Here is a 13,123-nt window from a genome sequence, read left to right on the forward strand (position 1 = left end):
ACCCCACCCCGATGAACCCCCCACCCCAGTAGGGCCGTTGTCGCACAGCCGAGGCAGAATGCGGGCATGGCCGAACAGTACTTCTCCGCTTTCGCGGTGGACGCCGCCGCCCTGCTCCGCCTGCCCGGCTCGGGCGAGCGCGTGCTCCCGGGCGTGGCGCCCTCCGCCGCGCTCGCCGAGCTGCTCTCCGGCCGGCTGCACGCCGACGCGGACTCGCGCTACACCGCGCTGCTGCCCGCGCTGGCGGGCGCCTTCGGCACGCCGCTGGGCGCGGTCTCCGTCCCCGGGCGGCACTGGGACGAGCTGACGGAGGTCTTCACCTCGCTCGAACTCCCGGCCCTGACCGCGCTGTGGTCCCGCCCGTGGCCGTTCCCGGCCGACGCGACCTACGACTGGCCGTGGCCGTACCCGACGCTGGCGGCCCGCACCGACACCGCCGAACTGCTGGTCGAACTGGCGGCGCTGGCCTCGGAGTCGATCCACGAGCAGGACGTCGAGGCGCTGGACGAGGACGACCTGGAGGAGGCGTCCTGGTTCCTCACCGAGCACCTCCCGGTCTGGACGTCCCGGGCGCACGCCCTCGGCCTGGACCTGCTGCTGGTCCGCGACGGCACCCGGTAACGACCCTCACCCCCCGGCTCAGGACACCACGTCCTTCGCCGCGAACCCGCGGAACGCCAGCGCCAGCAGCACCACCGCGTACGACAGCGACAGCACCACGCCCTGCACCATGCCGCCCCACTCCAGTTGCGGCTGGAGCGCGTCCGCCCAGGCGTACTGCCAGTGCGCGGGCAGCCACTCGCGCAGCGAGCCGAGGGCGGTGACGGCGTCGAGCACGCCGGTGACGATGGAGGCGAAGACCGCGCCGCCGACCGCGCCGAGCGGGGCGTCCGTCGCGGTGGAGAGCCAGAACGCCAGCGCGCCGATGACGATCTCGGCGAGGAACACGTACAGCACGGCGATCCCGAGCCGGGGCAGCGCCTCGGCGGCGCCCAGGCTGGCCCCGGTGGGGAGCTTCAGGTCTCCCCAGCCGTACGCGGCGGTGCCGACCACCAGCCCCACCGCGGGCAGCAGGACCACCGCGGCGGCCGAGAACGCCATCGCCACGGTGAACTTCCGCACCAGCAGCCGGGCCCGGGGCACCGGCGCGGCCAGCAGGTAGCGCAGCGAGGACCAGCTGGCCTCGGAGGCCACCGTGTCGCCGGAGAACAGCGCGACCGGGATGACCAGCAGGAAGCCGGTGCCGACGAACAGCATGGTGGTGGCGAAGTTGACGCCGGAGGAGGTGGCCAGCTCGATGAAGGTGGTGCGGTTCTCCCGCCCGGGCGTGCCGCCGAGCTGGAACGCCGCCAGCAGGACGAGCGGCAGCACGGCCAGCACCCCGCCGACCACCAGGGTGCGGCGGCGGCGCAGTTGGCGCAGCGCCTCGACCCGCAGCGGCAGTGTCCGGCCGGGCCGGTAGCCGGGCGCGGCGGTCTCCCCGGCGGGGCTGTCTACCGTGCTGCTGCTCATGCCGCTCCTCCGATCAGGGCCAGGAAGGCGTCCTCCAGCCGTCGCTGCGGGCCGATCCCGGCCACCGGCACGCCCAGGCGCACCAGTTCGGCGGTCAGCCGGCTCGCGGGCAGCCCGTCCAGGGTGACGAGCAGCCCGCCGTCCACGGCGGTGGCCGAGGCGACGCCGTCCAGTTCCGCGAGCTTCCCGGCCACTGCCTCCAGCGAGGCGGCCTCGAACCCGTCCTCCTCCACGGACACCAGCAACTGCCGTCCCGCCCCGGTGATCTCCGCGGTCGGCCCGGCGACGACGAGGCGCCCGCGCTCCATCACCACCAGGTGGGTGCAGGACTGCTCGACCTCGGCGAGCAGGTGGCTGGAGACGATGACGGTGCGCCCGGCCGCGGCGTAGCGGACCATCACCTCCCGCATCTCGCGGATCTGCGGCGGGTCGAGCCCGTTGGTGGGTTCGTCGAGGATCAGCAGGTCGGGCAGGCCGAGCATGGCCTGCGCGATGGCCAGGCGCTGCCGCATGCCCTGCGAGTAGGTGCGCACCGCGCGCTCCAGGGCCTCGCCGAGCCCGGCGATCTCCAGCGCCTCGGCGAAGTGGGCGTCCGCGACGGGGCGCCCGGTGGCGGCCCAGTACGACTCCAGGTTGGCCCGGCCGGTCAGGTGCGGCAGGAAGCCGGCGCCCTCGACGAAGGCGCCGACCCGGGAGAGCACCGGCGCGCCGGGCCGGATCGCGTGGCCGAAGACCCGGACCTCGCCCGCGTCGGGGCGGATCAGGCCCATCAGCATCCGCAGCGTGGTGGTCTTGCCCGCGCCGTTGGGGCCGAGCAGGCCGAGCACCTGCCCGGTCTCGACCCGGAACGACAGGTCGCGCACCGCGTACCGGTCGGCGGAGCCCCGGTACCTCTTCGCCAGGCCGGTGATCTGCAGCGGCACAGCGGCGAGTTCCGGGTCGGGCGCCGGGGTGGCGTCCCGCCGCCGCCGGGCGAACACCAGCAGCGCGGCGAGGGCCGCCGCGACCAGCGGCAGCACCCAGGTGCGGTCCGGCACCGGCGCGGCCTCGGTGCGCAGTTCGGCGACGGTCGGCACGCTCAGCGGCCCGTCCGTCGCGACGGTGTACGCGGCGGCCCGCGCGGGCGAGGCGTACGCGAGGTCGGTGGCGGCCAGCACCAGCCGCAGCCGGTGCCCGGCCGGGAACCGGTGCTCGACGGCGGGCAGCGTGATCCGCACCGTCCGCCCGCCGGGCGCGTCCGCGCCGGTCACCCGCAGCGGCGCGACCAGCTGCTGCGGCAGGGTCTGCTTGCCGTCGGGGGCGACGTCGTACAGCTTGGCGAACAGCACCGCCTCGGGCGCGTCCGCGGCGACCCGCACCGACACGGCGGGGGCGCCGGTCAGGTCCAGGGCGGTGTCCAGCGGCGGCGAGTCGAAGGACGCGTACTGGCCGGGGAAGTCGAGCGACAGGCCCGCCCCGACCGCGGACAGCTGGGACAGCGCGCCGATGCCCGGCAGCGTGGAGATGTTCGGCGGCGCCCCGCCCGGCGGGTTGGCGAACCGCTGCTCGCCCCCGGCCAGTTCGACGCTGCGCTGCGCCGTGCCGCCCAGGCCGGGGTAGGCGTCGGCGTCGGCGCCGCGCAGCACCGCCTGGAAGCCGGTGGAGTCGACGCCGCCGGTGCGGGTGACCCGGAACGCGGGGCCGGTGTCGGCGCCGTCGCCCTTCAGGTAGTGGTCGAACCAGGCGGTGATCCGGGCGTCCGCGCGGGTGCTGGTCTCCTGGCCGCCGTCGTGCCCGGCGCCGAACCAGTCGACGGCGACGGGCGCGCCGTTCGCGGCGACGGCCCGGGCGATCCGGTCGCCCTGGTCGAGCGGGAACAGCGAGTCCTGCTGGCCCTGGACGACGAGCGTCGGCACCTTGATCCGGTCCGCGACGGCGGCGGGGCTGGAGCGCTCCAGCAGCTGCACGGCGTCCGCGTCGGGCCGCCCGGCAGCCGCGACCCGGTTGTACATCTCGCACAGCTCGGCCCGGAACCGCCCGCAGCCCACCGGCCCCGGCCCCGGCCCCTGCCCCGGCCCCGACGCCGGGGCGGTGGAGCCGCCCCCGCCGAACGCCGCGGACGAACCGGTGGTGAAGAAGATCCCGGCCCAGAGCTTCTTGAACACCCCGTCGGCGGCCGAACTCCCCTGCGCGCCCTGCGGGAACAGCGCGTCCGCCAGGTCGAACCAGGTGATCTGCGGGGCGATCGCGTCGATCCGGCTGTCGTACCCGGCGGCCAGCAGCGACACCGCCCCGCCGTACGAGGCGCCGGTCACGCCCACCTTCGGGTCACCGGAGGCGTCCAGCTGCACCTCGGGGCGCTGCGCCAGCCAGTCCACCAGCCGCGAGACGTCCGCGACCTCGCGCTCCGGCTGGTTCAGGCCGATCTGCCCGGTGGACCGCCCGAAGCCGCGCGCCGACCAGGTCAGCACCGCGTACCCGTCCCGGGCCAGCTCCTCGGCGCGCGGGCGCAGGTCCTCCTTCGACCCGCCGAAGCCGTGCGCCAGCAGCACCGCCGGGCGCCGCCCGGAGCCGCCCGCGGTGAAGAACGAGGTGTCGATCCGGACGGTGCCGGCGCTGCCCGCGACGTCCGGCACGTCCAGGAAGCGGTCCTCGCGGTGCACCTGCGGCGGCTGCCCGGCCAGCGCGACCGCCCCGCCGCCGACCAGCAGCGCGGCCGCCAGCCCACCGGCCAGCACCGCCCTGCGCCTGGTCCACCACCCGCGCCACGCCCCACCGAAGCCCATGGCAGGTGATCCTAACCGGGCGGCCGGTAAGGAAGCCGTCAGGCCGCCCCGCCCCCGCCTGACGCCGCCACCCCTCCCTGACGTCCGGCTCCCCGCCCGAGTTCCCGAACCCGCGCAATCCGCCGCGATAGGGTGCGAATCCCCCACCCCCCGGACCGACCAGCCGAGGTGACCCGTGTTCTGGCCGCTCGCCAGCCTGCTCACCGCCGTCCTCGCCACCCTGTTCGCCGGCTGGCTGGTCGACCAGGTCCTCCAGCGCCTCACCGCCCGCCACCCCGACGCCCCGGTCTGGGCGGAACTGCGCCGCTGCCGCGTCCCGCTCCAACTGGTGCTGCTGTCGGCCCTGGTGCTGGCCGCCCGGCCGGTGCGCCGGATCTTCCACACGGACGACGACGCGATCCGCCACGGCGTGCTGCTGGTGCTGGTCGGCTCGCTCGGCTGGCTGACCGTCCGGGTGCTGGCCGCCGTCATCGAGGCCGCCTTCAGCCGCTACGAGACGGTCACCGAGGACGCCTCCCGGGTCCAGCGCGTCCGCACCCAGCTCGGCCTGGTCCGCCGGGTCGGCTCCGCGGTGGTCTGGGTGGTCACCGTCGGCGCGCTCCTGCTCACCTTCGACGCCATGCGCACCGTCGGCGCCAGCCTGCTCGCCTCGGCCGGCATCCTCGGCATCATCGCGGGCATCGCCGCCCAGTCCGCCCTCGGCAACTTCTTCGCGGGCCTGCAGATCGCCTTCAGCGACACCGTCCGGATCGGCGACACCGTCGTCGTGGACGGCCAGCAGGGCACCGTCGAGGAGATCACCCTCTCCTACCTGGTGCTGCACCTGTGGGACGGCCGCCGCCTGGTCGTCCCGGTCTCGTACTTCGTCTCCAAGCCGTACGAGAACTGGACCCGCCGCGACCCGGGCCTGTCCGGCTGGCTGCTGCTGCACCTCGACCACCGCACCCCCGTCGACGCGCTGCGCGCCGAACTGGAGCGCTACCTCGGCACCACCGAGCTCTGGGACGGCCGGGAGTGGTCCCTCGCCGTCAGCGACACCACCCCGTCCACCGTGGTGGTCCGCGCCGTGATGACCGCCCGCGACCCGGACACCGCCGCCGCCCTCAAACTCGCCGCCCGCGAGCACCTGCTGGCGTACCTGCGCGACCACCACCCGGAGTCCCTGCCGCGCGTCCGCACCGGGTGAACGCGCGGCAGGCCCCGTCCTGCCGCTACAGCACCCGCGTCATCGTCCGGTGCGGGATCCCGGCGTCGTCGTACACCGGCCCCTCGGCGACGTACCCGAGCCGCTCGTAGAACCCGAGCGCCTGCACCTGCGCGTGCAGCTCCACCTCGCGCGCGCCGTGCTCCCGCCCCAACTCCTCGACGGCGCGCACCAGTTGCGCACCGAGCCCGGTCCCGCGGGCGGCGGCGACCACGGCGAGGCGGCCGAGCAGCACCCGGCCCTCGGTGCCGCCGGTCATCGCCAGCGCCTCGGCGCCGGAGATCAGCCGGGCGGTACCGAGCGCCGCCCCGTCCGGCCCGAGGGCCAGCAGGTGCACGGAGGTCGCGTCGTACTCGTCGTACTCCAGCTCCGGCGGCACCTGCTGCTCGACCACGAACACCTCCTGCCGGACGCCGCGCGCCAGCGCCATGTCGGCGTCCCCGTCGACCACCCGGATCGACACGCCGGTCAGCGGAGCGCCCATCTCAGCTCTCCGCCGCGATGGTGTCCAGCGCGTGCTGCAGGTCCTCGGGGTAGGCGGAGGCGAACTCCACCCAGCGCCCGTCCTCGGGGTGCTCGAAGCCCAGCGAGACGGCGTGCAGCCACTGCCGGGTCAGGCCCAGCCGCTTGGCCAGCGTCGGGTCGGCGCCGTAGGTGAGGTCGCCGACGCAGGGGTGCCGCAGCGCGGACATGTGCACCCGGATCTGGTGGGTGCGGCCGGTCTCCAGCTTGATGTCCAGCAGGGACGCGGCCCGGTACGCCTCGATCAGGTCGTAGTGCGTGACGGAGGGCTTGCCGTCGCGGGTGACGGCCCACTTCCAGTCGCTGCTGGGGTGGCGGCCGATCGGCGCGTCCACCGTGCCGGACAGTGGGTCCGGGTGGCCCTGGACCAGCGCGTTGTACTTCTTCTCGGTGACCCGGTCGTGGAACTGCCGCTTCAGGTCGGTGTACGCCCGCTCGGACTTGGCGACCACCATGATCCCGGAGGTGCCGACGTCGAGGCGGTGCACGACGCCCTGGCGCTCGGCGGCGCCGGAGGTGGAGATCCGGTACCCGGCCGCGGCCAGGCCGCCGATCACGGTGGGGCCGGTCCAGCCGGGGCTGGGGTGCGCGGCCACGCCGACCGGCTTGTCGATCACGACGACGTGGTCGTCGTCGTGGATGATCCGCATGCCCTCGACCGCCTCGGCGACGACCTGCACCGGCGCGGCGGGCGCCGGGATCTCGACCTCCAGCCAGGACCCGGCGGTGACCCGGTCCGACTTCCCGGCGACCGCGCCGTCCAGGGTGACCTTGCCCTCGGCGGCGAGTTCGGCGGCCTTGGTGCGGGAGAACCCGAACATCCGGGCCAGGGCGGCGTCCAGCCGCTCGCCCTCCAGGCCGTCGGGTACGGGGAGGCTACGGGTCTGCGCTGCGATACTCACCCACCCGAGTATGCCCGACCCGCACCGGCCCCCCGCCCCACCGGGCCCCGTCCCGCGGCCCCGCAGCCCCGCCCCGGCACCGCCGCCGCTGCCGCGGCGGCCGCGCCCGCGGCCCGGACCCCGCCGCCCGGGCCTCAGCGCAGCAGCAGCGCGCCGACCGCCGCCGTCGCCGCCAGCAGCACCACGACGGCGACGTGCACCGCCACGTCCCACCCCCACGAGCGCCGGTCGGCCGCCGGGTCCAGGGTGAACTCGGCCGGGTCCGCGGGCGTGTGGTGCACCGTCACCTCGCGCCCGCGCGCCCCGGCCGGGTCGGCGAGGTGCGCGGTGCAGTGGGCGGTGACGGCGGTGCCGTCGCGGGTGGTGAACGCCACCACCGGGGTGTGGGTGGTGATCCTGGAGCCGTCGTCCTCGTCGATCCGGACGTCCCGGAGCACCGCGACGATCCGGCCCGGCACGGCGTCCATCACGGCCAGCCGCTCCCGCTTGCCCCGCCGGTCCCGGACGGCCTCCGGCAGGTACCACAGGCCGGACAGCGCCCACGGGCCCGCGCCGCCGACCAGCGCCCACGGCCACGCCCAGCGGAGGGCGGCCAGCGCCACCAGGCCCGCGTAGGCCAGGAAGGCCGCGAAGGCCGGCCACCCCAGCCCGCGGGAGGGCGGCTCGGGGGCGGCGGTGAAGCGGTGCCCGTCCGCCGGGCCCGGCGGGAGGCTGACCCCGATCTCCCGGCCCGCCCAGGCCGCGGTGACGCTCTCGCCGCGCCCGTCGTCGCCCGTCACGGTGACCGGCCGCCCGGTGGCCGGGTCCGGGTAGTCGACGACCAGCGGGATGCCGCCGACCCGCGAGGCGCCGTGCCGCACCTCGCCGACCTCCCGGATCCGCCCGGCCAGCCGCACCGTCCGCTGCGCCTTCGTCACCCCGGCCAGCGACCTGGCCAGCCCGACCAGCGCCGCCGCGCACCACGCCCCGCTCCACAGCAGCAGGAACCCTTGCCACCCCACGCGCCCTCCCCGGCCGTCCCGTCTCCCCGCCACTGTGCCCGCCCGCGCGGCCCCGGACACGCGCGTGCCCGCCGGACCGTGCGGTCCGGCGGGCACGCCGCGAGCGGTCCGGGCCTCAGCCCCGGTCGGCGCCGTCCTCCGCGGGGGCCTCCGCCGCCCCGGACTCCGCACCGGCCTTCTCCTCCGCCTTGGGGGCCTGGCCGCCGTGCGTGGTGCCGTCCGGGTTGGAGCCGCGGAAGGAGAGCAGGACGACCAGGATGCCGCCGCAGACGATCGCCGAGTCGGCGAGGTTGAAGACCGCGAAGTGCTGGACGGAGATGAAGTCGACCACGTGCCCGCGCAGCACCGAGGGGGCGCGGAACAGCCGGTCGGTGAGGTTGCCGAGCGCGCCGCCGAGCAGCAGGCCGAGGGCGATCGCCCAGGGCAGGCTGTACAGGCGGCGGGCGATCCGCCAGATCACCACGATGACGCCGGCGGCGATCGCGGTGAACAGCAGCGTCATGGCCTGGCCCATGCCGAACGCGGCGCCGGGGTTGCGGATCACCTGGAAGGTCATCCAGTCGCCGATCACGTCGATCGGCGAGCTGCGGCCCTCCAGCTTGGCGACCACCAGCAGCTTGGAGCCGAGGTCGATCAGGTAGGCGAGCAGCGCGACGACCAGCAGCACGCTGATCCGGCGGCGGCGCACCACGGCTCGGGCGCCCTCGGCGGCCGTCGCCCCCGCGCCCCCGGCCCCGGGCTCGGGCACCGGCTGGGTCACCGGCTCACCCGCCCCGGTGGGCCGGGCGGTGGGGACGGCGTCGTCCTGGGTCTGGTGGGAACCTGGCGTGCTGATGATCCGCTCCGCTGCCGTGGGAATGCGCCGGGGGGAGTGCCGGTCGACGTGCTTGGGGACGAGGGTACGGCACGGCTCGCCCGGTTGGCCGCCGCGGCCGGGATTGTCCCGGCCCGCGGAGCCCGTCGACCGGCGTCCGGCGTCAGCGGCGTTCCTGCTTGGCCTTGCAGGTGACGCAGAGGGTGGCGCGCGGGAAGGCCTGCAGGCGGGCCTTGCCGACGGGCTGGCCGCAGGACTCGCAGCGGCCGAAGGCGGTGCCCTCCAGGCGGGCCAGGGCGCGCTCGGTCTGGGCGAGGCTGTCGCGGGCGTTGTTGGCGAGCGAGAGCTCGCTCTCCCGGTTGATGTTCTTGGTGCCGGCGTCGACCTGGTCGTCGCCCGCGCCGTCGTTGGAGTCCCGCATCAGGCCGGCGATGGCGGCCTCGGAGGCCTCGATCTCGGCGCGCAGCCGCAGCAGGTCGGAGGCGAGCTCGTCGTGCAGCTCGGCGACCTCCTCGGCCGTCCACGGGTCCTCCCCGGGGCGGACGGGCAGCTCGGCCGGGTCGACCGACTCGGCGCCGCCGCGGGCTCCGGTGCCCGCCGGCACGTGGTTGCGGCTGCTGGCCGCGGTGTGTCCGGTGGTGCCGGTCTTTCGCCGCGCAGTACTCACGGTCCCCTCCCCTGGGTCGCCCGCCACGGCCTCGCGCGACCTCTTGGTCACGGTTCCTGTCGCCTTCTCAGCCATGGCTTTCGACCTCATTCACGAATGATCAGAAGCGTCGGTTCCCGACGATCTTGCCGGTCCCGGAACGATAAACCTCATCGAATCAGCCCACAACGGGACATACCGAAGCGCCCCATCGATCCCACCCGCGCAGCCGTCGTCGGGTCGGCGCTGCACAAGTTGTGCCCAGAACGCCCCGGGCTAACCACCCGGGCCCGGCTCGCGGGTGCGCGAAACGGCTTGCGGGGGCCGATACACTGGGCCTGCAAGGCGCAGATGGGACGAGTACCGTCGTACGCAGCCAGGAGCGACCCGGGGGCGGTGTGAGCCCGGGGGTGTGCGCGGCGGGAAGATCACCCCGGAGCCGCCGGAAGAACGGCCCGCCCAGGGCCCAGTAGAACCGGCCGCAAACCCAAAGAGAGGGCCGCAGCGCGCGCGGTCAAGGAGGGTGGTACCGCGGGGCGGCTCGCCGTCTCGTCCCTCCGTCGGAGCCAGTCCACGCATCCGCCGGAGGTAGACGCCCCCATGTCGCCCACGTACAACGCCGTCCCCGCGCAGGTGAGCCTGCCCGCGCTCGAACACCGGATCCTCTCGTTCTGGCAGGAGCAGCAGGTCTTCCAGCGCAGCCTGGAGCAGTCCGAGGGCCGCCCCGAGTGGGTGTTCTACGAGGGCCCGCCCACCGCCAACGGCATGCCGGGCGCCCACCACATCGAGGCCCGCGTCTTCAAGGACGTCTTCCCGCGCTACCGCACCATGAAGGGCTACCACGTCGCCCGCAAGGCCGGCTGGGACTGCCACGGCCTGCCGGTCGAGCTCGCGGTGGAGAAGGAGCTGGGCTTCTCCGGCAAGCCGGACATCGAGAAGTACGGCATCGCCGAGTTCAACGCCAAGTGCCGCGAGTCGGTGACCCGGCACACCGACGCCTTCGCCGAGCTGACCGAGCGGATGGGCTACTGGGTCGACCTCGACCAGGCGTACCGCACCATGGACCCGTCCTACATCGAGTCGGTCTGGTGGTCGCTGCAGCAGGTCTTCGACAAGGGCCTGCTGGTCCAGGACCACCGCGTCGCCCCGTGGTGCCCGCGCTGCGGCACCGGCCTGTCCGACCACGAGCTGGCCCAGGGCTACGAGACCGTGGTCGACCCGTCGGTGTTCGTCCGCTTCCCGCTGACCTCCGGCCCGCTGGCCGGCACCGCCGCCCTGCTGGTGTGGACCACCACCCCGTGGACGCTGGTCTCCAACACCGCCGCCGCCGTCCACCCCGAGGTGACCTACGTGGTCGCCACCGACGGCAGCGAGCGCCTGGTGGTCGCCGAGCCGCTGCTCGCCAAGGCCCTCGGCGAGGGCTGGGAGGCCACCGGCGAGTCCTTCACCGGCGCCGAGATGGAGCGCTGGGCCTACCGGCGGCCCTTCGACCTCGTCGCCATCCCTCCCGTTGAAGGGGGCCCGGACGCGCACTACGTGCTGACCGCCGAGTACGTCACCACCGAGGACGGCACCGGCATCGTCCACCAGTCGCCCGCCTTCGGCGCCGACGACCTCGCGACCTGCCGCCGCTACGGCCTGCCCGTGGTCAACCCGGTGGAGACCGACGGCACCTTCGCCCCCGACGTGCCGCTGGTCGGCGGGGTGTTCTTCAAGAAGGCCGACGAGGCCCTGGTCGCCGACCTCCAGGCCCGCGGCCTGCTGTTCCGCCACCTCCCGTACGAGCACAGCTACCCGCACTGCTGGCGCTGCCACACCGCGCTGCTCTACTACGCGCAGCCGTCCTGGTACATCCGGACCACCGCCGTCAAGGACGCGATGATCCGCGAGAACGAGGCCACCAACTGGTACCCGGAGACGGTCAAGCACGGCCGCTTCGGCGACTGGCTGAACAACAACATCGACTGGGCGCTGTCCCGCAACCGCTACTGGGGCACCCCGCTGCCGATCTGGCGCTGCGCGGACGACCACCTGACCTGCGTCGGCTCGCTCGCCCAGCTCTCCGAGCTGACCGGCACCGACCAGTCCGCCCTGGACCCGCACCGCCCGTACATCGACGAGGTCACCTTCCCCTGCCCGCAGTGCTCCGCCACCGCGGTCCGGGTGCCCGAGGTGATCGACGCCTGGTACGACTCGGGCTCGATGCCGTTCGCGCAGTACGGCTACCCGTACCGCAACAAGGAGCTGTTCGAGAAGCGCTACCCGGCGCAGTTCATCTCCGAGGCGATCGACCAGACCCGCGGCTGGTTCTACACGCTGATGGCCGTCGGCACCCTGGTGTTCGACAGGAACAGCTACGAGAACGTCGTCTGCCTGGGCCACATCCTGGCCGAGGACGGCCGCAAGATGTCCAAGCACCTGGGCAACATCCTGCAGCCGATCCCGCTGATGGACGAGCACGGCGCCGACGCGGTGCGCTGGTTCATGGCCGCGGGCGGCTCCCCCTGGTCGGCCCGCCGGGTCGGCCACGGCACCATCCAGGAGGTGGTCCGCAAGACCCTCCTCACCTACTGGAACACCGTCGCCTTCCAGGCCCTGTACGCCCGCCCGGCCGGCTGGGCCCCCTCCGCGGCCGACCCGGCCCCGGCCGACCGCCCGGTGCTCGACCGCTGGGTGCTGTCCGAGCTGAACGCCCTGGTGCGCGAGGTGGACGCCGCCTACGAGGCGTACGACACCCAGCGGGCCGGCAAGCTGCTGTCCGCCTTCGTCGACGACCTGTCCAACTGGTACGTCCGCCGCGGCCGCCGCCGCTTCTGGCAGGGCGACGCGGCCGCGCTGGCCACCCTGCACGAGGCGCTGGAGACCGTCACCCGGCTGATGGCCCCGCTCACCCCGTTCATCACCGAGCGGGTCTGGCAGGACCTGGTCGTCCCGGTCACCCCGGACGCCCCGGTCTCCGTCCACCTGAGCAGCTGGCCGGTCGCCGACGAGACGCTGGTCGACCCCGAGCTGTCCCGCCACATGGCGCTGGCCCGCCGCCTGGTCGAGCTCGGCCGCGCCACCCGCGCGGAGTCCGGCGTCAAGACCCGCCAGCCGCTGCTGCGCGCGCTGATCGCCGCCCAGGGCTGGGAGGAGGTCCCCGCCGACCTGCGCGCCCAGATCGCCGAGGAGCTCAACGTGCTGGCCCTGGAGTCCCTCTCCGAGGTGGGGGGCTCGCTGGTCGACACCTCCGCCAAGGCCAACTTCCGGGCCCTCGGCAAGCGCTTCGGCAAGGGCGTCCAGGACGTCGCCAAGGCCGTCGCCGCCGCCGACGCCGCCCGGCTCTCCGCCGAGCTGCGCGCCACCGGCAGCACCTCGGTCGAGCTGGACGGCGAGACGGTCACCCTCTCCCCCGAGGAGGTGGTCATCACCGAGACCCCGCGCGAGGGCTGGTCCGTCGCCAACGAGTCCGGCGCCACCGTCGCCCTCGACCTGACCATCACCCCGGAGCTGAAGCGCCTCGGCGTGGCCCGCGACGCGGTCCGGCAGATCCAGGACGCCCGGAAGAACTCCGGCCTGGAGATCACCGACCGCATCCACCTCCAGCTCACCAGCACCGACCGGGACACCCTGGACGGCCTCACCGAGCACCAGGGCCTGATCGCCGCCGAGGTCCTCGCCGAGACCCTCGGCCTGACCATCACCGACCCGGACGCCCCGCGCTTCACCGACGAGAACCTCGCCCTGGAGTTCACCCTCCGCAAGGCGTAGCCGCCGC

Annotated in this window: 10 protein-coding genes; 3 read left to right on the forward strand and 7 right to left on the reverse strand. The window is 74.7% G+C overall.

Annotated elements, in window-relative coordinates; all coding sequences use genetic code 11:
- Window positions 1–66 precede the first annotated feature (66 nt).
- A complete protein-coding gene (locus OO57_RS30745; protein WP_033256005.1) occupies window positions 67–621 on the forward strand; it encodes a hypothetical protein in 555 nt (184 codons plus the stop codon).
- Between the two features lie 18 nt (window positions 622–639).
- Here OO57_RS30745 and OO57_RS30750 read toward each other — a convergent pair whose 3' ends face one another.
- Window positions 640–1,512, reverse strand: a complete 873-nt coding sequence (locus OO57_RS30750; protein WP_033256006.1) for an ABC transporter permease — start codon at window positions 1,510–1,512, stop codon at window positions 640–642.
- Complete coding sequence (locus tag OO57_RS30755) at window positions 1,509–4,277, reverse strand: alpha/beta fold hydrolase (RefSeq protein ID WP_033256007.1); 2,769 nt, start codon at window positions 4,275–4,277, stop codon at window positions 1,509–1,511. Before OO57_RS30755 ends, OO57_RS30750 begins: the two co-directional genes overlap by 4 nt.
- 175 nt (window positions 4,278–4,452) lie before the next feature.
- Here OO57_RS30755 and OO57_RS30760 point away from each other — a divergent pair, with 175 nt between their 5' ends.
- Window positions 4,453–5,463, forward strand: a complete 1,011-nt coding sequence (locus OO57_RS30760) for a mechanosensitive ion channel family protein (protein WP_033256008.1) — start codon at window positions 4,453–4,455, stop codon at window positions 5,461–5,463.
- A 25-nt stretch (window positions 5,464–5,488) separates the two neighbouring features.
- Here the strand turns inward: OO57_RS30760 and OO57_RS30765 are convergent, their stop codons facing one another.
- From OO57_RS30765 to OO57_RS30785, 5 genes are all read right to left on the reverse strand, one after another.
- Window positions 5,489–5,965 carry a GNAT family N-acetyltransferase gene (locus OO57_RS30765; protein WP_033256009.1) on the reverse strand — a complete coding sequence of 159 codons (477 nt, stop codon included), beginning with the start codon at window positions 5,963–5,965 and terminating at the stop codon, window positions 5,489–5,491.
- A gap of 1 nt (window position 5,966) precedes the next feature.
- Window positions 5,967–6,905 (reverse strand): RluA family pseudouridine synthase, encoded by a 939-nt coding sequence (locus OO57_RS30770; protein ID WP_033256010.1) that lies wholly within the window; start codon window positions 6,903–6,905, stop codon window positions 5,967–5,969.
- 134 nt (window positions 6,906–7,039) lie between these two features.
- The gene (locus OO57_RS30775) at window positions 7,040–7,906 is read right to left on the reverse strand and encodes a DUF3592 domain-containing protein (RefSeq protein ID WP_033256011.1); all 867 of its coding nucleotides are present in this window, start codon (window positions 7,904–7,906) and stop codon (window positions 7,040–7,042) included.
- A gap of 115 nt (window positions 7,907–8,021) precedes the next feature.
- Complete coding sequence (lspA, locus tag OO57_RS30780; RefSeq protein ID WP_418909928.1) at window positions 8,022–8,765, reverse strand: signal peptidase II; 744 nt, start codon at window positions 8,763–8,765, stop codon at window positions 8,022–8,024.
- 118 nt (window positions 8,766–8,883) lie between these two features.
- Window positions 8,884–9,387: a TraR/DksA family transcriptional regulator gene (locus OO57_RS30785; protein ID WP_234337581.1), complete on the reverse strand. Its 504-nt coding sequence runs from the start codon at window positions 9,385–9,387 to the stop codon at window positions 8,884–8,886.
- Window positions 9,388–9,966: 579 nt separating this feature from the next.
- Here OO57_RS30785 and ileS point away from each other — a divergent pair.
- A complete protein-coding gene (gene ileS / locus OO57_RS30790) occupies window positions 9,967–13,116 on the forward strand; it encodes an isoleucine--tRNA ligase (RefSeq protein WP_033256012.1) in 3,150 nt (1,049 codons plus the stop codon).
- The last annotated feature ends 7 nt before the right edge of the window (window positions 13,117–13,123 follow it).

The sequence above is a fragment of the Kitasatospora phosalacinea genome (assembly GCF_000717185.1).
In the GTDB taxonomy this organism is placed as follows: Bacteria; Actinomycetota; Actinomycetes; order Streptomycetales; family Streptomycetaceae; genus Kitasatospora; species Kitasatospora phosalacinea_A.